Here is a 19940-nt window from a genome sequence, read left to right as displayed (position 1 = left end):
GAAGCTTTTTAAAGTGCCTATTTTACGTGCTTTCAAAAATCTTCCGCTAAAATTTCTCACTCTCATTTTCTATACCCCCTCACATTAATTATGAAAATTTGACTAAAAATATTTATAAAGCAAATTTTAATACTAGCCTCTAAAGCTTTAAATTTAAGCCTTAGCCTTTTGCAAAATTTCTTTCATCTCATCTTCACTAAGTGGCTCAACAAGCACGTTTGCAGCGTCGATGAAGTGGTATTTTTCTTTTGGTAAATTTGCCATGAAAGCTCCATATTCACACTCATCAAGCACTTGAGCGTCACTATCATCCACGCCCACAACTAGCGTAAGCACCCAGCGCGATACCTTGCGATCTCCAAGCGCCTCTTGTGCCTGCCACGACGGAGATGGAGCATAAGGCAAGATGGTCGGCAAATTTTCACTAAGCGTGTATGCGCCAAAAATTTCGTTGCCGTCTTTGTCTTGATAGAGGTGCTCTTTTGCGCTGTATGCGTCAAGATACTGCACCTGCCTCATCATCTCATCAAATTTAGCCGCAGGGCTGGCACTAGCAAAGATTTCATCTACCATAACCGCGTCAAACGCCACATCACGCCCCACGCCAGAGATATAAAGCGTTTGATTTTTCTCTTTTATATCTTTTAACGCTTCAAGTCCAGCTGCGATGTCAGCCTCGTAGTCAAATTTTAAAATTTGCTCGCTATCATAAATTTTTTCGTTATCGCACTCTATTTTTGAGCCAGTTTGGGCTGAGAGCTTTGAGAGTAGCTCAAGTGCGATCTGCCAGTCTCCGACGCCACTTGGAGTATAAACGCGCACGATATACTCGCCATCTTCGTAGTTTAGCTCAAAGCCACGAGCGCTCTTTTGCCACACGCCTGCTATCATCACGTCAGCACCCAGCTCATTTGCGCTTGGCTCCTCTTGCTCGCTATTAAAAAAGAAAAGCCCATCAACAAGAGCTGAAATTTCACGCTCGCTTAGCGCCTTTGCATATCCGCCAAGTAGCTTCTTTTTATTTTTTACACTAAATGTCAAACTCATAAATTCTCCTTTTTGCTCTAAAATGTCATCACCTGATCGCACTCTCTCACCCACTCGGACAAGATATCCATGCTGCCTTTCACCTCAGCCTCAAAATAAGGCTCTCCCACATGCAAACCACACCTTGTTTGGCAGCTGCCACAAACCTTAAGCATCGCGCCACCAGCGTATAGCTCTTTTAGCATCGCTACTAGATCAACGTCGTAGTTTTCTGGCTTTTTGGTGCTATTTCGCGCAAGATCGACCGCGTCGTTCATGAGAAATATCCTAACCTCTTCGCCCTTTTCTTTTAGCACTCTAGCCAGCCTTAGTGCGTTGTAAGCGTTATCCGTGCCATTATATGGCTGATTTGTAAATATAAATAGAAATTTTTTCATCTCTTATCCTTTTGCTAAAAATGTAGTGCAAACTGGACAAATTTTAGCCAAGCTAGGTAAAAAGGGGATAAATTTATCTAAAAAGCAAGAGCACGCCGATCGTGCAGACGATGATAGCAGTGCAAATTTCAAGTAGCCTTAGGTGAGTTTGTAAAAATTTCTTTAGCATAGCTCCGCCAAGTGCGTAGATATTTAGCGCGCAAAACTCGATGAAAACGAGCGTTACGGTGATCACGCACATGCGAGTGAGGCTAAAAGGATCATCTTTATCCAAAAATGTAGGCAGCAAGGCTGAGAAAAATATCCACGCCTTTGGGTTTGAGACGCTAACGATGAGGCCATTTATAAACATCTGCTTTTTGCTTGGCAAATTTGAGACATTTGTGATGCTAAGCTCGCCCTTGCCAAAAAAGAGCATCGCGCCAAGATAGAGCATATAAAGGCCTGCGATGATATTTAGCGCCTTAAATGCGTACTCAAAATGATGTAGCACCGCTCCCACGCCAAGCATACAGCTAAACGATACAAAAGCAATCGCTAAAAGCTGCCCAGCCATCACAAAAAACGAGTGCTTGTAGCCAAAGCTCATACCAACGCTCATAGCGTAGGTCATGTTGATGCCTGGCATCATCGAGATGGGCGCAAGGGTGATAAAAAATAGCAAGAAATTCATAAGAGGCCTTGAAATTTTAATGAAATGCTAAATCAAAATCTATAAATTTATGATAAAAGAGCGCTTTATTAGCAAATTTAGTTTGCTTTTAGACGTGAGAAATTTGACTTTTGGCGCTAGGCATATAAATTTAATAAATTTAGCGCAAAAACAAGGTTGCTTTATATGTGTTTCGCAGCCTAGATGGCAAATTTATCTTTTGCCACGTAGGCACTCTATAAATTTAATTGTCTTTAAAGCTGGCTAAATTTAGAGCAAAATGGCTCACCTTTCATTTATAAATTTTAGAATTTAGGCTATTACTGTTATCACACCAAGCCCTTTACTGGCGGCATTTTGGTAAAAATTTAAAAGCCCAGCAAAGTGCTCTTTTAAACTCGCCCTTATATCTTCAAATTCGCTCTCGCTCCCAAAGATATCAGGATAAGTGTTTGAACTAGCAAATTCTTTTAAATTTATATTTGCTAAAAGTGCGCTAATCTCAACATTTTTCATCGCCCTAGCCACCTCTTTTACATCCGTGGCATTTGTGTAAGAGATCATCTCGCTTAGCTCTTTGTTTAAGGCACTTCGCCCAAAAATTGTCCAGCTAAAAGGCTCTTTTGAGCTAAAAATATCACCAGCCTTAAGCCTCTGCTTGAAATTTTTGCCAGTTAGCATCTTACACATCGCGTCCCAAAAATTATTCAAGTCGTATTCGTCCAAAAGCTCGCCGTCGCCGCCATTTTTGATCTTTTCTATATCATCTTGCAAGTAGGCGTAGTAGTGCGCACTAATCCCCATTTTAGAGCCTTAAATTTAATGTGAATTTAAAAAAGAGAGGGCGGAGCTATAAATTTAACAGCTCCGCACAATAAAAAGCGGATATCGTGAGATGATTTTAAATATTACACGTAATTTTTCTACCAAATGAGAAAAATCAAAGCTCACTTAAAAGCACTCGCGATATCTCCGCTAAAATTAAGCTTAGTGAGTTAAGAAAAACTCTTGAATTTTAGCTTTGTCGCTTGTTTTTGTAAGAGCAAGCATCAAAAGCACTCTAGCTTTTTGAGCGTTTAGGTTGTCGCTTGTTAAAAAGCCGTATTTTGCGTCATCAACTTCGCCGTTCATAGTTGTCTCGCCGCTTCCCACACGTGAGTCACGAACTACCACTACGCCAGCTTTTGAAGCCTCGCCAAGAGCCTCTAACACGCTAAAGTAAGGGTTGCCGTTGCCAAGGCCAGCGCTGATGATACCTTTTGCGCCATTTTTAACAGCTATGTTTACAAAGTCAGGATTGTCATTTGCGTGAGAGTAGATGATATCAACCCTTGGAAGCTCTTTTACGCCAGTTAGGTCAAAAGCTGAGCTTGCTGTGTGTTTTCTGAGCGGATTCATATAGTATTTTACGTTGCCGTAAAAGACAGTGCCTATTTTGCCGCTGTTTGGTGATTTAAATGTATCAACGCCTGTAGTGTTAGTTTTTGTCACCTCTCTACCAGCGTGAATTTCATCATTCATAACAACTACAACGCCCTTGCCTACGCTATCTTTGCTGATAGCAACGTTTACAGCGTTAAATAAATTTAGCGGGCCATCAGCACTTAGTGAGCCGCTATTTCTCATCGCACCTACAAGCACAACTGGCTTGTCGCTTTTAACGACTAAATTTAAGAAGTAAGCTGTCTCTTCCATAGTATCTGTGCCGTGAGTAACGACGATACCATCAGCTTTGCCGCTATTTAGAAGCTCATTTATTCTATTTGCAAGCTTAAGCCAAACTTCGTTGTTCATATCTTGTGAGCCGATATTTGAAATTTGCTCGCCTTTTATGGTAGCGATCTTGTTGATATCTGGCACGGCTGCGATTAGTTTATCGACCGTAACAGTTCCAGAAGTATAGCTAGAGTCAAGCGAGCCTGAGCCGCTTCCTGCTATCGTTCCACCAGTAGCTAGGATATAGATGGTTGGCTTAGCAACCGCTAAAGTAGCACCTAAAATCATGAGTAACACCGCCTTAAAGATTAAACGCATTTTAGCTCCTTTGCATTAAAATTTGCTAGAGCATTATAACGTCATATATTTAAAAAATTTATTAATTTTCAAAATTTATATTTATTTAAAAAATTCTTATTAAAAGCATATAAATTCCAGTTGAAACGACTATGCTAAGAAGGGCGTTTTTGAATTTCAAATGCACCAAAACAGCCGTAAAAACCGCCGCTATCTCGCTTAAGCCGTATGGAAACTCGCTAAATTTCGTATCTTTTAGCCCGTAGCAGACCAAAACGACCATTATCATCATACCCATGTGCTTTTCAATGGCGTCTAGATAAGGGTTTGACTTATAGTTTCTTAACGCATAAAACGGCGTCGCCCTCGTTATAAAAGTAGCCAAGGCGCTTAAAAGCACCGCCACAAAAAGCACCATCTCACTTGAGCTTACACTTATCAAATTTTATCCTTAAACAAAAGTAAAAATACAAAACAAAGCGCCATTGAGCCAACAAGCACAAATTTAGCTGGAAACAGGCTCACTCCAAGCACTCCAAAAAAGACCGCCGCAAAGAGCACGCGGTAGTTTTTATCATTTTTAAACATCTCAATGACGACTACTATAAAAAGCGAGGTCAAACTAAACTCAAGTCCCCTTGTATCGGTCTTTATAAAATCGCCAAGTATCGCACCAAGTAGCGTTCCAGCCGCCCAGTATGACCAAGAAAGAAGATTTAGCCAGGTAAAGACAAAACTTCGATCACTTGCATCTTTTAGCCCCAAATTTTTAAATATCGCAAAGGTCTCATCTGTTAGCAAAGCGATGTTTAAGAGCTTAAATTTGATCCCGCTATACTCTTTTAAAAGTGAAATTCCATAAAAAGTGTGACGCAAATTTACAAGGTAGCTCATGATAAAGACCTCAACGTAGCTCGTGCCCACGCTAAAAAGTGAGAGCATCATAAACTGCGCTGCTCCGCCGTATCCAAGCATGCTAAGCGCCATGGCGATAAATGCGCTCACTCCCATGCTTTTTGCCAGCACGCCAAAGGCGACACCAAGCGGAAAATAGCCCATAAAGATAGGAATGGATAGTTTAAAAACGTAGCTAAATGTCAAATTTTACCTTCATAAAAAGCCAAAATATTAGCAAAAATTTAAAAATTTAAATTTAAAGAGGCGTTTTTGCTTTTATAAATTTAACTGCTTACTCGCATTTTAAAACTAAATTTTATAAAATAACAACAAAATTTATAAAGAAAATTTCTATGAAAAAGATAGTTTTACTAATATTTTTAACACTAAATTTAATAGCTCTAACAACAAATCCAAAGATCAAAATCCCTCAAGCAAATAGCTGTAATATCGAGGATAACTGCATTGATTTTAGCCGCAGATACAGCGATGATGAGTATAAAAGGTTATTTGGAATTTACAAAAGTGAGTGCGAGGTTAAAAATTTAGACGCATGTATCTATCTGGCTGAGTTTTACAAAAGTGGGCTTGGCGTAAAAAAAGACGCGACAAAATCACTAGAAATTCTTAACAAAACTTGCGATGAGAGCAATAAATTTGCCTGCCACAACCTTGGTGTTGAGTATCAAGAGTTAAAAGAATACAAAAAGGCTTTAGAAGCTTTTAAAAAGGGTTGCGATCTAGCTTTTATACAAAGCTGTTTTAACATCGCAGTTTTATATAATAACGGCGGCGGCGTAAAAAGAGACTACAAAAAGGCTGCTAAAATTTACAAAGAAGTTTGCGAGCAAAATTTCTATGAAGGGTGCTACAACCTAGCCGTTTTATACCACAACACCCCTGGCGTAAAGCGCAACTACAAAGAAGCGATAAAGCTTTATAAAAAAGCTTGTGATAGCGACTTTAGCATCTCTTGCTACAACCTAGCGAGTTTATATCAAGAGCAAAAAGAGTATGAAAAGGCCAGCAAGCTCTATTTTAAAGCTTGCAAGCTTGACTTTGCCGATGCTTGCAATAACCTAGCCAGCCTTTACGACGACGCACTTGGCGTAGAAAAAGATGATGAAGTGGCGTTTAGATACTACAACAAATCGTGCAGGCTAGATAGCGCAAGTGGGTGCAAACATCTTGCATACTTTTACTATCATGGCATAGGGACAAAAAAGGATAAAAAGCTGGCAGAAAAAGAGCTTAAAAAAGCTTGCAAGCTAGGCCTTAAAGAGGCTTGCGAGATAGTTAGAGATTTTCACTAAAAAGCGTTTATGAAAAAGCTAATTTTGTTTTTATCCCTCATTATGCTTTTAAATGCAGAAAATTTAGACGAGATGTGCCAAAGCGAGGGCGAGATAAGAGCAAATTTAACGAGCTGTTACAAGGCTGCTACAAAAATTTATAACTCTTCAAGCGATGATAAAGATTTTAAAAAGCTAAAAGAGATATTTTTATTAGCTTGCGAAAATGATATGAAAGAGGGTTGCTACAGCGCTGCGCTCAACTACCAAAATAGCTACAATGACGTTAGTAGCGAGCTTAATCAAACTATCATATTAAATAGATACGCTAGATTTCTTAACTACGCGCTTTTGGGTGGCGGTAAAAAAGAGGATAAAACGACTGCCAAAAGCTACTTTCAAAGATCATGCGAGCTAGGCTTTAAAAAGGGCTGCGATATGAGAAATTTATTAGATAAGCTTGGGTATTAATTTTAATCCTAAAAGCATATTTACTATAAATTTAAACCTTTTTATCTAAACTTATTTAAATTTTTAAAAAGGTAGGCAATGAAAAAGATCGTTTTACTTTTATCTTCTGCAGCTCTTTTGTGGAGTGCAAATTTAGACCAAAAAGCGCTTGAGACAAAGTGCGAAAAGGCTGATGCCATAAGCTGCTACGAGCTTGGTAATAAATTTCAAGAGAGCAAAAACTACCAAAAAGCGGGCGAGTTTTACAAAAAAGCTTGCGAGCTAAAACACGCAAGTGCTTGCAGTAGCGTGGGCGTGCTCTACGACATGGACTACATAAAAGATGTAAATAACAAAAATGCAGCCAAATTTTACCAAAAGGGCTGCGAGCTAAAAGATGGCTTTGGCTGCGCAAGGCTCGGCTTTGTCTATACGCTAGATAAAAACTATAAAAAGTCAAAAGAGCTCTTTTTAAGAGCTTGCGAGCTAAAAGATGGCGACGGATACTACGGCCTTGCACTTTTATACTATGACGGAAATGGCGTAAAGCAAGATGCCAAAAAGACAAAAGAGCTCTTTGAAAAGAGCTGCGACCTAGACGCTCCAGCAGGCTGCAATAGCCTTGGCATGATGCTTCATAGCGGAAAATATGTAGAAAAAGATCAAAAAAGAGCTAGCAAACTCTTCATAAAAGCTTGCGAAATGGGCTTTGGAGATGGTTGTCACAACCTTGGGGTTATTTATTATGAAACAGAAGGAGATAAAAATTTAGCTAAAAAGTACTTTGGCAAGTCCTGCGAGCTAGGCAACGACGAAGACTGCCAAATTTACAATGCTCTATAAATTTAATGCACCTGCCCTTTTGGACCCTTGCCCTTTGGGGTCCTGTCCGAAAAGTAAAAAACATCAAGCGTAAAAGCAACGAGTATAAGTCCAACAATAGCCAAAGTCGCGTCCATATCACCTACCTTTTAAGTCCATTTACTATCTCTAACATCGAATCACTCGTAGTTATCGCCTTTGAGTTTGCCTCATACGCGCGCTGACCAGTGATGAGATCAGTCATCTCTTCAACAAGTTGCACGTTACTCATCTCGACAAAGCCTTGTCTAATGGTGCCAAGTCCGTCAAGGCCAGCTACACCTACCACCACGTCGCCGCTAGCGCTCGTTTGAAGGTAGTTGTTATCGCCCATCGAGTGAAGACCGGCTGGGTTTATGAAATTTGCTAGCTCGATCTGACCTATCTGAGCCATATCGGTTTCGCCAGCCTGCAAAACTGAGACGGTGCCGTCTGTGCCTATTGAAATTTGCGTCGCATTTGCAGGGACTGTGATCTGCGGGATGAGCTGGTAGCCGTCACTATTTACGATCGTGCCGTTTGCGTCAAGCTTAAATGCGCCATTTCTAGTGTAAGCCGTCGTGCCATCAGGGAGTTGAATTTGAAAAAAGCCGTTGCCAGCTATGACCATATCTAGGTTGTTGCTAGTCTCTTTAAAATAGCCCTGAGAGAAAATTTTATTTATCGCTGTTGGGCGCACACCAAGACCTACTTCGATGCCTGTCGGGCTTGTGGTAGTCTGGCTAGTAGCCGTGCCTGCGTACTCCATGACTTGATACATAAGATCGGCAAATTCAGCCCTATTTTTCTTATATCCATAGGTATTTACGTTTGCGATGTTGTGTGAGGTTACGTCTATCTGCGTCTGCTCGGCGATCATGCCAGTAGCCGCAGTGTAAAGTGATCTCATCATAGTTTTATCCTTTTATTAAGCTTTTAGGGCTAGTTTTTGAACAGCATCTTGGTTAAGGTCAGTCATGTGGCTTGTCATAACCTTTTGATACATATCAACTAAGCGCTGGGTTTCTATAAGACCCACCATTTCTAAGACTGGATTTACATTTGACATTTGAGCGTAGCCTTGCATCACGCTATCAGCCTCGTCAAGCTCTGTTATGTCGTCAAAATTTCTACTCTCAAAGAGATTATCGCCAACCTTTTTTAGATCCCTTATCTCTCTTGGCTGAGCGATGTAAAATTTAGAAAATTGATTGTTATTTGAGTATAAATTTCCATTTTTATCAACGGTTAGCACCTCGCCTTGTGGCACTTGGATGCCTCTTTGACCAGGATTTTGCGCTTCATAGCCACTTGGCAGCACCCTGTAGCCCTCTTTTGTGACAATATAGCCGTCCGCGTCAAGGCTAAAAGAGCCATTTTTGCTTAGTTTTACGCCATTTGGAGTATCGACTAAGAAAAAAGCATCGTCTCTTTTTATCGCAAAGTCAAGCGTATTTGAGCTGTATTTAAAGCCACCAGCGCTAAAGTCGGTATATTCTTCGCTCACTTGTGGCACACGATCAAGCGTTCTATTTAGAAATTTAGCTCCGTCTTTTGTGTGATTTTTAAGCGGAAGCTCATCTTGCGTCTCTTTAAAAATTCTCGCAAAGTCGCCGATAACTACGTCGTTTCGCTTGTAGCCGATCGTATTTACATTTGCAAGGTTGTTTGAGATGACATTTAGTCTGTTAAACTGAGTTACCATGCCAGCAGTGGCTTGATAATAACCATTTTGCATAAATTTTCCTAATCAAAATTTGATTTTTAGAATTACTAAGCAATCATCGTTCCAACTTTCTTTTTATAGACATTTAAAAAATTTTGGGTATAATCCACTTTCTTTTAACCAATACTTAAATCACGATGATACGATTTGAAAGGAAATTTATGAGCGCCGCAAAAGACTCTTTTTCTCAGATAGAAGAGCTTTTTGTTGAAAATGCAAAAGGCTTTTTGACATACGAAAAATTAGTAAAATTATTAGACAAAGCTCCGACGGCTACGATAGTAAAGAAGATAGAACAACTCGCAAAAACAAACAAAGTCCAGCTCATCACATCTGCTGAGGCTGCAAAGCTTAGAAATTTAGCTGACGCTAAAAAACGTCAAGAAAATGCTCAAAAAAGCGACCAAGATATCGACGAAGACCTCGATCTTTCAGGTGAAAGCGATCTTTTAGAGTGGTCAAGATCAGATAGTCCAGTAAGGATGTATCTAAGAGAGATGGGCCAGATAGCACTTCTCACAAAAGAAGAAGAGGTCGAGATCAGCAAGAGGATCGAGCTTGGCGAAGATATCATCATCGATGCATTTTGCTCAGTGCCGTTTTTGATCGATTTTATACTTGATTACAAAGAGCCGCTTATCAACAGAGAGCGCCGCGTAAAAGAGCTTTTTAAAAGCTTTGAGGATGAGGGCGAAAATGAAAATGAAGAGAGCGAAGAGGATATAGACGAAGAGGATGAGGAGAACGAAGAGAACGAAACTCCTAAGAAATCAGCCAAAAACGACAAGCGTGCAGAAAAAGTTATAGAGAGCTTCAAAGCCCTTGAAAAGGCTAAAAAAGAGTGGCTAAAGACCGCAAATAAGCAAGATAAAGTTGAAAGCGACGACACAGCTTCAAAGATGACTCTTGCATTTAAAAAGAAAATTTTAAAAGAGAAGCTGATGGATCTTGGTCCAACAAGCAAACTCATAAGCGAAATCGTAAAATCAATGGAGACAGCGCTAAAAAGCGACGATGAATTTGATAGAGAGCTAAAACGCTTGGAGTATCGCTTGCCGATGTTTAGTGACGAGCTAAAGAAAAATCACAAAAGCATCTTAAAAGATATCATCAAACTTAGCAAAGAAGAGATCGCAGCCCGCGTGCCAGAGGCTACGATGGTCTCAACCTACGTCGAGATCAAAAAGCTTTTTACGACAAAAGAGGCTAGCAAACAAGGCTTTGACCTTGAGCCAGCAAGACTAAAAGAGATTTTAGAGCAGATCAAACGCGGAAAGAAAATTTCAGACGAAGCAAAAGCTAGAATGGCTAAGTCAAACCTCCGTCTAGTCGTAAGTATCGCAAAACGTTATACAAACAGGGGCTTGCCATTTCTTGATCTCATCCAAGAGGGCAACATCGGCCTTATGAAGGCGGTTGATAAATTTGAATATAGAAAAGGATATAAATTTTCAACCTACGCCACATGGTGGATCCGCCAGGCTATCTCGCGCGCTATCGCTGATCAGGCAAGGACGATTAGGATACCTATCCACATGATAGAGACGATAAACCGCATCAACAAAATCAACCGCAAATACCTCCAAGAAGAAGGCAAAGAGCCTGACGTAAGCGTCATCGCAAAAGAGGTCGGACTAAGCGTTGATAAAGTAAAACAAGTGATCAAGATCACAAAAGAGCCTATCAGCCTTGAAGCTCCAATCGCAAACGAAGAGGATGGTAAATTTGGAGATTTTGTTGAAGACAAAACTTCACTATCACCGATAGATCAAATTTTAAAAAGTGACCTTAGAGAGCAGATCGACGATGTGCTTTCACAGCTAAATGAGCGCGAAAAAGCGGTTATTTCGATGAGATTTGGCTTGCTTGAAGATGAGAGCGACCGCACACTTGAAGAGATCGGCAAGGCACTAAACGTCACTCGTGAGCGTGTCCGCCAGATAGAAAGCTCGGCTATCAAGAAACTAAAACACCCAAAAGTTGGTAGAAAACTTAAAAACTACATCGAGGGCTAACAAGCCCTACCCTTTTGGGCATCTGCCCTAAACTCTTTAAATTTATATCCTAGTCTATAATTAAGTTATCCTTGCGACCAAAGCGCCAAAAGATACAAGTAAAAATTTAATGTTTTTGTATAGCGTTTTGCCCTATTTTGGTGTATATACTCTTGTTTAGACAGCTTTTCTTTGAAAAAATTTATAGCATCTATACCCAAAAATTGTTTTAAATATTACATATAGCTCTTATCTTAAAGAATAATTAACTTAACCTTCGTTTTTAGGACACACTTGCTATAAAATTTCAAACGAGAAATATCAAATTTTTGGTTTGCAAATATATTCTAAAATCAAAAAGTAAAGCATAAAAAATAAAAAGAGAGTTTTACCGGCACAAGACCGGTAAAAATTTATTCACCTAGAAGTTTATCTAGTTTTGCAGCCAAGCTCGTAGTGTCGTGAGCTTTAGCCAAAGAGGCAGCATGTAGCTTTAAATTTGCTTGTAAATTTTCTTCCAAGCTCTTTGCGATGTCGCTGCTATCAAGATTTTCTACGCTATTAGCATTTGCTACGCTTCTAGCAGCTAGAGCATTCATACCCTTAAATACAGCATTTTGTGTCGAGCCGATCTCTGAGCGAAGTGAATTTATATTTTTCAAAATATCGCCAGAATTTGAGCCATCCTCTTTAACATTTAAAAGAGCATTTGTGCTTAAATTTATATTTTTTGTGCCATCACCTGTAAAAAAGCCAAGCTCGGCGTCAAAAACGTTTTTGCCGTTAAATTTAGCCTCTTTTACACTGTCGCTCATCGCATTTTTAAGCGAATTTATCTCGCCTTTTATGCCCTTTTGCTCGTTCGCTGAAAGAGCTGGATTTGAAAGCTTGCTTGATAGCTCGCCGATCTTGTCCGCACTCTCACTTAAATTTAAAAGCGTTGAGTCGGCGATCTGAAGCATACCGATCATATCGTTTGCATTTGCCATGTCCTCATTTAGGACATTTGTTTGTGAAAGTAAGCTCTCTGCGATTTGCAAATTTGCACCTGATGCTTTGATCTCGCTATTTGCAGAGATGGCGTTTAGCGCCTTTTTCTCGCTATTTTTAGCTTGATCTAAATAATAGTTTCCTGAAGCCTGGTTTGCAGTATAAGTTCCTAACTTCATATCAACTCCTTTTTTAGTAGTTTCGTGATGGATTTTACTATAAATTTCATAAAAAGTTGCAAAAATATTTCTTAAAGCAAAAAATATTTTTAAAAAGATTTTAGAAAATTTTAAATTTTCTAAAATCAAATTTCATTTTTTAATCCTCTAATCTCACGGCGATTGATCTTTTATGGGCTGTTAGTCCTTCGGCTTCGGCTAGCTGCATGCATGGTTTGCCAAGATGCATGATACCTTTTCTGCTAACTGATATGATAGAGCTTCGCTTCATGAAATTTTCAACTCCAAGCGGCGAGTAAAATCTCGCACTTCCGCCAGTTGGCAAGGTGTGGTTTGGTCCAGTGATGTAGTCGCCCATCGCTTCAGGTGTGAAGTGTCCAAAAAATATCGCTCCAGCGTGTTTTACCTCGTCCATATAGCTCAAAGCGTCGTTTGTAGCGATCTCTAGGTGCTCCACTGCAAGCTCATTCATCAGTTTAAAGCACTCCTCTAGGTCTTTTGCGACGATAATAGCGGCTTTATTTCTCATACTAGCACTAGCGATTGGTTCTCGTTTTAGAGTTTTTAGCTCGTCCTCCACGTGTCTTTGCACCGCCCTTGCGAAGGCCTCCACTGGCGTTATCAAAAAGGCACTTGCGATCTCGTCGTGCTCGGCTTGTGAGAGTAGATCGATCGCTATGTGGCGAGGGTCCGCACTATCATCAGCGATCACGCCTATCTCGCTTGGACCTGCGATCATATCGATATTTACGTCGCCATAAACTAGCTTTTTAGCAGTCGCTACGTAGATGTTGCCAGGTCCTGTGATGACATCGACCTTTGGCACGGTCGCTGTGCCGTAAGCCATCGCTGCAATAGCGCTTGCACCGCCTATTTTAAAGGCTGTTTTGATGCCACATAGATGCATCGCCGCAAGAAGCAGAGGATTTACCTTGCCGCCTGGCGCTGGGGTGCAAACTACGATCTCCTTTACGCCAGCTACGATTGCTGGGATAGCATTCATGAGAAGCGAGCTAGGATATGCCGCCTTGCCGCCTGGGATATAAAGACCAGCGCGATCAACTGGGGTGTATTTTGCGCCAAGTAAGATGTCGTGCTCGTCCTTATAGGTCCAGTCACTTGGTTTTGTGCGCTCGTGATAGCTTTTTATCCTGTCGTGTGCTAAATTTAGAGCCACTCTTAGAGCGTTATCTAGCGAATTGTAGGCCGCCTCCATCTCTTTTACGTCGATTATTATGTCGTTTTTGCTTGTGACACTAAATTTATCAAATTTACTTATCTGGGTAAAAAGTGCGCTATCGCCATCTTTTCTTATCTCGTCTATGATGCCTGTAACCACTGGCATCACGGCACTCATATCATTGTCACTTCGCCTAACAAGCTGCGAAAATTTACTCTCAAAGTCAGCATCGCTGCTGTGTAAAAACTTCATTTATGATCCTTTATTTTTAGTTTTCTCTCATATCTTTGTTTCTGTGTAATGTTACCCAAAATTCCGCCCTGGTGGATATATAAAATTTCGCTCCCAAGCTTGTCTAAATTTGCAAAAAGCGTCATAAAGCCCACTGGGTCGTAAATCAGCTCAAACTCCACGCCACTTTTACAAACCTCAAGCCAAATTTCATAAAGCTCTTTGTATAAATTTCCAAAATAATACTTCTTTGGGGGATTTAAAATTTGCACTTTGCTGTTTTTATCTAGCTCATAAATTTGCTTTTTTAGATAGTCGCTATCCCCTACGCAAGGGGCTGTAAAGACCCTAAGATCGGTGTGTTTTGCCAGATAGCATGCACTTGTGCCAGTGCCTGATGGCAAGAAGATATCAGGCTTTATACCACTTTTTTTGCTCCACTCATTTATCTCTCGTGCCTGCGTGATAAAGCCAAGCTCAGCCTCGCTTTGCGCTACGCCCTCATTTATAAAGAGTGCATTTTTGCTTCTAGCTAGCTCTTTAGCAAATTTCTCACGCTCCTCTTTCACAAAAATTTCCATGCCATTTTCAAGTGCAAATTTAAAATTCCCAACTGGATCTTGCTCTAAATTTGAGCTTAGATGTGAGACGACGTAGTAAAATTTAAGCCCTTTTAGCTTGGCAAAAAGACTTAGGCTATACATGGCATTTGACTGGCTTGAGCCGTGAGATACGATGGCTTTGATGCCGCTAAGATCAGCCTTTAGAAAATACTCTAGTTTTCTTGCTTTATTGCCGTTAAACTTGCCTAGCAAGTCATCTCTTAAAAGCCAAAATTCTCGCCCTCTTAAGCGAATTTTATCAATCACCCTTAAACTCCAAAAATTTCTCTATCTCGTTGATAGCCTCTTTGTTTGAGAGTGAAAATTTGATCTCGATGCGCCTTGAAGCGTCCTTGTCCTCGGCTCCGTCTTTAAAAACTAGCTCGTTGTAGCTTCTGCCACTTGCGACAAGCAGCTTTCTAAGGCGCGCATCGTCGCTAAATGAGTTTATAAACTCCATAACCGCATAGGCTCTTTTTTGCGAAAGCTCTAAGTTATAAATGTAGCTTCCATCGCTATCTGTAAAGCCCTCTATGACGATCTGGTCGATATTTGAGGCGATCTCTTTATCATTTAAAAGCACGTCAAAATACTTACTAAGCGTGGCCTTTAGCTCTCCTTTGACATCTTCTTTTAAGACCGCGCTGCCCTTATCAAAAAGCACTGATGAGCTAAGCTTTAGCGCGCCTGAGTTTGGGTCGATCTCGATGCTAGATCCTAGCCTGTCTTTTAGGGCGGAGATCACTTTTACTTTTATGCCAGTTAGGTTTTTGACCCTGTCACGAGTGATGTTTAGATCCCTTAAAAGCTCGTCATATCTAGCCTCTTTTTTGCTCACTTGCTCGAGCAAGAAGGCGATCTTGGCTAAATTTTTCTCGCTACTTGCATTTGCCTCGCTAAGCGCTCTATCTTTTGATGAAATTTCATCATTTAGCACGATCATCTTTTGGTTTAGATCAAAAATGCTGACATTTAGCTCTTTTATGCTCGCATTTGCGTCCTTGTTTTCGTTTATGAGCTGGGCTAGTTTTTCTTTTAGGGCGTCTATTTGAATGACAAAAATTTCATTTGATTTTTTTAAATTTATGTTTTCGTCGCTTATCTTTGAAAGCTCGCTTTTTAGGGCGTCATTTAGCTCTTCAAGGGTGAAATTTCTGCCCTGGGCGTCTTTTAAATTTGCTAAAGCTGTGATGATGGCTTGCTCTTTATTTTCAAGGGTGTTTTGAGTTAGGACGTATTTTACGACGACAGCGCCGATTAGCAGCATAAAAACAAAGAGCAGACCCGCCATCAAGTCCGCGTACGAAACCCAAAAGCTCGATTGATCTTCGTTATTTTTGTTTATTTTCATTGCACTAGATTTTCGATTTTTTCTATTACAGAATTTGCTTCTTTATCGATCTCGTCTATGTTCTTCTTAAGCTCAGCAATGAGGCTCTCACGCTCTTTTTCGCGCTCCAAGCTCCTGCCCTCTTGCTCATAAGCCGCCTTAAATATCGTCGCACTCTCCACGAGCGAGGTTCTAAATGCCTTTAGTGCCTCGTTTTGCTCTTTCATCAAAGAGAGAGAAAATTCTTTTAAAATGGCGTCAAAACTCTTGATAGTCTGCTCAAATTTAAGCTGGCTCTCTTTTGTGGCGTTTAAATTTCTACTAAAAATTTCGCCAAGCTTTGCATGCTCGGTTAAAATTTTAACCTCCATATCCTTAAAGGCATTAGAAAACGCGCCAACCGCCTTTAATATATCGGAGTGGATTTTTACAAATTCATCTTGTTTTAGCCCAGATTCATTTAGCATTTTTAAATTTGCGCTAAGCTCTGCCTTGCTTTGATTGATGATATTTTTTTCAACCTCGCAAAGCTCTTTTAGGCTGTTAAATTTCTCATTTGTCTGCTCGCTTAGCTCTTTTATAAATTTATCATCAAGCACCATTTTAAAGGCATCGTGACTATCTTTAAAGTAGCCTACACTTGCCTTCATGAAATTTGCATTTAGCTCATTTTCCTGCCAGAAAAACTCACGGCTTAGCTCTTTTTGCTCGCTATAAAATCTCTCAAATTTACTAATGCCGATCTTTTCAAAGAACATCCACCAAAGCGCTAAAAATATGCCGTATATCGATACATAAAATGCCGTAGCCACGCCGTTTAGCAGTATAGCAATCTCTTTTTCAAGTCCGTTTGCGGTGCTTGAGCTAAAGCTTGGCATAGAGATAGCGATACTGATAAATGTGCCCAAAATTCCAAGCATAGGAAAGACTGCTTGGCCGATGTTTGCTAGGTTGTCATTTCTAAAATTTCTTGTATAGCTCTCAAAAAAATCTTCAAATTTAGCGTTTGCCTTTTTGACGCTTGAAATTTCAAAAAGGTGAGTGATGATAAATTCTTTTAGCCTTATCTTGTAGTCTTTGGCATTTGCTAAGAAATTTGAGTAAGCGACCAAAGCGCTGTGGCGTGAAAATATAAAAGCGACAAAGAGTATAACGCCCATCATAACGATGGTGTGAAGCTTCATCTGAAAATTTATAACGCCAAGATACGCTAGTATCGCCAAGATATAGATAGCTAAAGGGATAAAGATAACTTTAAAAAAGACAAAGAAAGAGTGAGCTTGGCGCTCTTTTGGCACGCTTAGCTCACTAAAATCATTTTGATTTTGCATAGGATTAGTTCCTATTTAGGCAGTTTAAGTCACTAAAAGCAGTCTGAAGACGTTTAACCATACTCTCCTCGCCACTTCTTAGCCATTTCCTTGGATCGTAGTATTTTTTATTTGGCTTATCATCGCCCTCTGGGTTGCCGATCTGACCTTGCAAGTATGCTCTATTTTTAGCCTCATACTCGCGTACGCCGTCCCAAAATGCCCACTGAGTATCGGTATCAATGTTCATCTTAATAACGCCGTAGCTTACAGCATTTTTGATATCTTTTAGCTCGCTGCCGCTACCGCCGTGAAATACAAAATTTACTGGCTTATCGCTTTTTGTGTTAAATTTCTTAGCGACATAGGCTTGTGAGTTTTTAAGAATTTCTGGTCTTAGCACGACATTGCCTGGTTTATAAACGCCGTGAACGTTGCCAAAGCTAGCTGCGATGCTAAATTTATCGCTTATCTTGCTTAGTCTTTCATAAGCAAGCGCGACATCCTCTGGCTGAGTGTAAAGAAGTGCGTTATCAACACTTGTGTTATCTACGCCATCTTCTTCGCCACCAGTGACGCCAAGCTCGATCTCTAGGCTGATGCCAAGCTCGCTAAGCTCTTTTAGATACTTCTCGCACGTGCTTAAATTTTCGTTGATATTCTCTTCGCTAAGATCAAGCATGTGAGAGCTAAAAAGTGGCACGCCGTGAGTTTTTTTATACTCATGACTTGCTTTTACTAGCTCATCTATCCAAGGCAAAAGCTTTCTAGCAGCGTGGTCAGTGTGTAAGATGACTGGCACGCCGTAAGCCTTGGCAAGCAGATGAACGTGCTTTGCTCCAGCGATCGCACCAAGAACGGCTGCATTTTCGCAGGCTTTACCAGCGTAAAAACCTGCACCGCCATTACTAAACTGAACGATAACAGGCGAGTTAGCAACCTTTGCTGCTTCTAAAACAGCATTTACTGAGTCGCTGCCTACGACATTTACAGCAGGTATTGCAAAACCTTGCTCTTTGGCATAAGCATAAAGTTTTGTTACATCATCTCCGCTTAAAACACCAGGTTTTACGATATCTAAAACGCCCATTTTATCCTCCAAATTTTATTTGTATTCTATCTTTGCTTTTTGGCGTAGAGCTTCACTTTTTTGTCTAACAGCAGCTTGGAATTTCTCCATTTTTACAGCTTGCTCGATCTCTGGTTTTGCTTGTTCAAAGCTTACAGTGCCAGCAGCTTTGCCATCTTCTTTTAAGATAACGTGGTAGCCAAACTGAGTTTTAACTGGCTTAGTTGAAACTGTGCCATTAGCCATTGAAAATGCTGCGTCTGCAAAAGGTTTTACCATTTGGCTTTGACCAAACCAGCCAAGCTCGCCGCCGTGTGCTGCTGAGCCTTTGTCGATTGATTTTTGGCTTGCTAGCTCTGCAAATTTCTTAGTTAGAGCCTCGCCTTTTAAATTTTTAAGTTGAGCGATGATATCGTTTGCTGTTTTTTCATCTTCAACTAAGATATGTCTTGCTCTTGCTTGAGCTGGTTGGTTCATGCTAGCTTTGTTTTTGTTGTAAAAATCTCTTAAATCGCTATCGCTTACTTTTATACCGTCAAATAATTTTCTCATATAAAGCTCAACTGCGATGCCTTCTTGTGCAGCTTTTACAGCCTTGATGTAATCAACATCTTTTTCAATGCCTGTCGCTTTTGCGTCTTTTAAAAGAAGTTTTCTGTTGATTAGATCGTCGATTATACGTTTTTTCTCATTTGGTTGAAGCTTGCTAGCGTCAAAACCTGGCATAGCCGCTGATAAAAGAGCTGAGATATCGCTATCGTTTATAGCATCGCCATCAACTGTTGCAACTACTGCTGCGTTTAGAGTGACAGCTGCAGCTAAACTTAAAACCGCTGGAAACAAAAATTTTTTCATATAAATCCTTTAAAAAATTGATTTTATGGGCAAAATTATATCAAATAATGCGGTAACTTTTCGTTTAACTTGCAATTTTAGGTAAAATAGCCAAATGAGAACAAAAAAAGATATTTTAGAGATAAAAAAGAGGCTTTTAGAAGAGTTTAAAGACGCCAAAAGCGAGCTTAAATTTAGAAATTTATATGAACTTCTTGTCTGCGTCATGCTCTCAGCTCAGTGCACAGACAAAAGGGTAAATTTGATCACACCTGCCCTATTTGAGGCGTATAAAGACATTTTTGAGCTAGCAAGTGCAAATTTAGCCAGTCTAAAGCTCATGATAAACTCGTGCAGCTTTTTTAACAACAAAGCCGTAAATTTGATTAAGATGGCAAACAGCGTGGTTGAGCTTTATAACGGAGAAATTCCGCTTGATGAAGAGAAGCTAAAAGCCCTTGCTGGAGTTGGGCAAAAGACCGCCCACGTCGTGCTTTTAGAGGCTACAAACGCAAACGTCATGGCTGTTGATACGCATGTTTTTAGAGTATCACACAGGCTTGGCTTAAGCGAGGCAAAGACGCCAGAAGCGACTGAGGATGATCTAAGCCGTGCCTTTAAAACTGATCTTGGCAAGCTTCATCAAGGCATGGTGCTTTTTGGGCGCTACACCTGCAAGGCTAAAAAACCGCTTTGTTTTGAGTGCATATTAAGTGATCTTTGTAAGAGCAAAGATAAGGTGATATAGATAAAATTTGCTAGAAATTTCTAGCAAATTTTACTTTTTATGAGTTATATTTTTTAACGATACCGCGAACGACTTTTTCTATAAAAAGTGCAGAGGCTACTTCGCAGTGCTCTCTTGTAGAGTGAGGTGAGTAGATATTTGGTCCAATAGAACATGCACTAAGACCTGCTTTTTTCTCC

Annotated in this window: 22 protein-coding genes; 6 read left to right on the top strand and 16 right to left on the bottom strand. The window is 40.2% G+C overall.

Features of this window, described 5'->3' with window-relative positions; all coding sequences use genetic code 11:
- Positions 1-153 precede the first annotated feature (153 nt).
- The 3 genes from UNSWCS_RS09830 to UNSWCS_RS09820 all read right to left on the bottom strand — a co-directional run bounded on the left by UNSWCS_RS09830 (position 154) and on the right by UNSWCS_RS09820 (position 2097).
- The gene (locus tag UNSWCS_RS09830) at positions 154-1047 is read right to left on the bottom strand and encodes a DUF4299 family protein (protein ID WP_021088365.1); all 894 of its coding nucleotides are present in this window, start codon (positions 1045-1047) and stop codon (positions 154-156) included.
- Between the two features lie 17 nt (positions 1048-1064).
- Positions 1065-1424, bottom strand: coding sequence for a DsrE/DsrF/TusD sulfur relay family protein (locus tag UNSWCS_RS09825; protein ID WP_021088370.1), 360 nt, complete (start codon positions 1422-1424; stop codon positions 1065-1067).
- Positions 1425-1497: 73 nt separating this feature from the next.
- Entirely contained in the window at positions 1498-2097 is a 600-nt protein-coding gene (locus tag UNSWCS_RS09820; protein WP_021088369.1) for a LysE family translocator, read from the bottom strand.
- A 49-nt stretch (positions 2098-2146) separates the two neighbouring features.
- On the opposite strand from UNSWCS_RS09820, the gene UNSWCS_RS12015 reads away from it, so the two are divergent.
- Positions 2147-2344: a hypothetical protein gene (locus UNSWCS_RS12015; protein ID WP_021088373.1), complete on the top strand. Its 198-nt coding sequence runs from the start codon at positions 2147-2149 to the stop codon at positions 2342-2344.
- Positions 2345-2388: 44 nt separating this feature from the next.
- On the opposite strand, the gene UNSWCS_RS09810 is transcribed toward UNSWCS_RS12015, so the two are convergent.
- From UNSWCS_RS09810 to UNSWCS_RS09795, 4 genes are all read right to left on the bottom strand, one after another.
- Entirely contained in the window at positions 2389-2880 is a 492-nt protein-coding gene (locus UNSWCS_RS09810) for a DUF1877 family protein (RefSeq protein WP_021088367.1), read from the bottom strand.
- 183 nt (positions 2881-3063) lie between these two features.
- Entirely contained in the window at positions 3064-4110 is a 1047-nt protein-coding gene (locus UNSWCS_RS09805; RefSeq protein ID WP_035143902.1) for a type II asparaginase, read from the bottom strand.
- Between the two features lie 85 nt (positions 4111-4195).
- Positions 4196-4531: a branched-chain amino acid transporter permease gene (locus UNSWCS_RS09800; protein WP_021088359.1), complete on the bottom strand. Its 336-nt coding sequence runs from the start codon at positions 4529-4531 to the stop codon at positions 4196-4198.
- Positions 4528-5148 carry an AzlC family ABC transporter permease gene (locus UNSWCS_RS09795; protein ID WP_235044404.1) on the bottom strand — a complete coding sequence of 207 codons (621 nt, stop codon included), beginning with the start codon at positions 5146-5148 and terminating at the stop codon, positions 4528-4530. Before UNSWCS_RS09795 ends, UNSWCS_RS09800 begins: the two co-directional genes overlap by 4 nt.
- Positions 5149-5339: 191 nt before the next feature.
- Here UNSWCS_RS09795 and UNSWCS_RS09790 point away from each other — a divergent pair, with 191 nt between their 5' ends.
- From UNSWCS_RS09790 to UNSWCS_RS09780, 3 genes are all read left to right on the top strand, one after another.
- Positions 5340-6299, top strand: a complete 960-nt coding sequence (locus UNSWCS_RS09790; RefSeq protein ID WP_021088375.1) for a tetratricopeptide repeat protein — start codon at positions 5340-5342, stop codon at positions 6297-6299.
- 42 nt (positions 6300-6341) lie between these two features.
- Entirely contained in the window at positions 6342-6749 is a 408-nt protein-coding gene (locus tag UNSWCS_RS09785; RefSeq protein WP_200862625.1) for a sel1 repeat family protein, read from the top strand.
- 78 nt (positions 6750-6827) lie between these two features.
- The gene (locus UNSWCS_RS09780; protein ID WP_021088377.1) at positions 6828-7571 is read left to right on the top strand and encodes a tetratricopeptide repeat protein; all 744 of its coding nucleotides are present in this window, start codon (positions 6828-6830) and stop codon (positions 7569-7571) included.
- Positions 7572-7692: 121 nt separating this feature from the next.
- On the opposite strand, the gene flgG is transcribed toward UNSWCS_RS09780, so the two are convergent.
- Entirely contained in the window at positions 7693-8481 is a 789-nt protein-coding gene (gene flgG, locus UNSWCS_RS09770; RefSeq protein ID WP_002942100.1) for a flagellar basal-body rod protein FlgG, read from the bottom strand.
- 15 nt (positions 8482-8496) lie between these two features.
- The gene (locus tag UNSWCS_RS09765) at positions 8497-9306 is read right to left on the bottom strand and encodes a flagellar hook-basal body protein (protein ID WP_002942044.1); all 810 of its coding nucleotides are present in this window, start codon (positions 9304-9306) and stop codon (positions 8497-8499) included.
- A 149-nt stretch (positions 9307-9455) separates the two neighbouring features.
- Between UNSWCS_RS09765 and rpoD the strand changes: the two genes are divergently transcribed.
- Positions 9456-11309 (top strand): RNA polymerase sigma factor RpoD, encoded by a 1854-nt coding sequence (rpoD, locus tag UNSWCS_RS09760; RefSeq protein ID WP_021088371.1) that lies wholly within the window; start codon positions 9456-9458, stop codon positions 11307-11309.
- A 392-nt stretch (positions 11310-11701) separates the two neighbouring features.
- Here rpoD and UNSWCS_RS09755 read toward each other — a convergent pair whose 3' ends face one another.
- From UNSWCS_RS09755 to UNSWCS_RS09725, 7 genes are all read right to left on the bottom strand, one after another.
- Complete coding sequence (locus tag UNSWCS_RS09755) at positions 11702-12457, bottom strand: flagellin (protein WP_035143903.1); 756 nt, start codon at positions 12455-12457, stop codon at positions 11702-11704.
- A gap of 139 nt (positions 12458-12596) precedes the next feature.
- The gene (hisD, locus tag UNSWCS_RS09750; RefSeq protein WP_021088360.1) at positions 12597-13889 is read right to left on the bottom strand and encodes a histidinol dehydrogenase; all 1293 of its coding nucleotides are present in this window, start codon (positions 13887-13889) and stop codon (positions 12597-12599) included.
- Positions 13886-14737: a pyridoxal-phosphate dependent enzyme gene (locus UNSWCS_RS09745; RefSeq protein ID WP_021088363.1), complete on the bottom strand. Its 852-nt coding sequence runs from the start codon at positions 14735-14737 to the stop codon at positions 13886-13888. The genes hisD and UNSWCS_RS09745 overlap by 4 nt, the downstream gene beginning before the upstream one ends.
- The gene (locus UNSWCS_RS09740) at positions 14730-15821 is read right to left on the bottom strand and encodes an OmpA family protein (protein WP_035143901.1); all 1092 of its coding nucleotides are present in this window, start codon (positions 15819-15821) and stop codon (positions 14730-14732) included. The genes UNSWCS_RS09745 and UNSWCS_RS09740 overlap by 8 nt, the downstream gene beginning before the upstream one ends.
- Complete coding sequence (locus UNSWCS_RS09735; RefSeq protein WP_021088366.1) at positions 15818-17131, bottom strand: MotA/TolQ/ExbB proton channel family protein; 1314 nt, start codon at positions 17129-17131, stop codon at positions 15818-15820. Before UNSWCS_RS09735 ends, UNSWCS_RS09740 begins: the two co-directional genes overlap by 4 nt.
- A gap of 4 nt (positions 17132-17135) precedes the next feature.
- Entirely contained in the window at positions 17136-18200 is a 1065-nt protein-coding gene (fbaA, locus tag UNSWCS_RS09730; protein ID WP_009294115.1) for a class II fructose-bisphosphate aldolase, read from the bottom strand.
- 15 nt (positions 18201-18215) lie between these two features.
- Entirely contained in the window at positions 18216-19034 is an 819-nt protein-coding gene (locus tag UNSWCS_RS09725) for a peptidylprolyl isomerase (protein ID WP_009294116.1), read from the bottom strand.
- A 94-nt stretch (positions 19035-19128) separates the two neighbouring features.
- Between UNSWCS_RS09725 and nth the strand changes: the two genes are divergently transcribed.
- A complete protein-coding gene (gene nth / locus UNSWCS_RS09720; protein ID WP_021088376.1) occupies positions 19129-19761 on the top strand; it encodes an endonuclease III in 633 nt (210 codons plus the stop codon).
- Positions 19762-19940: the final 179 nt, after the last annotated feature.

Source organism: Campylobacter concisus UNSWCS, from assembly GCF_000466685.1.
Lineage (GTDB): Bacteria > Campylobacterota > Campylobacteria > Campylobacterales > Campylobacteraceae > Campylobacter_A > Campylobacter_A concisus_A.
The sequence above is the reverse complement of the archived record's forward strand: the minus strand, read 5'-3'. Positions and strand labels throughout refer to the sequence as shown.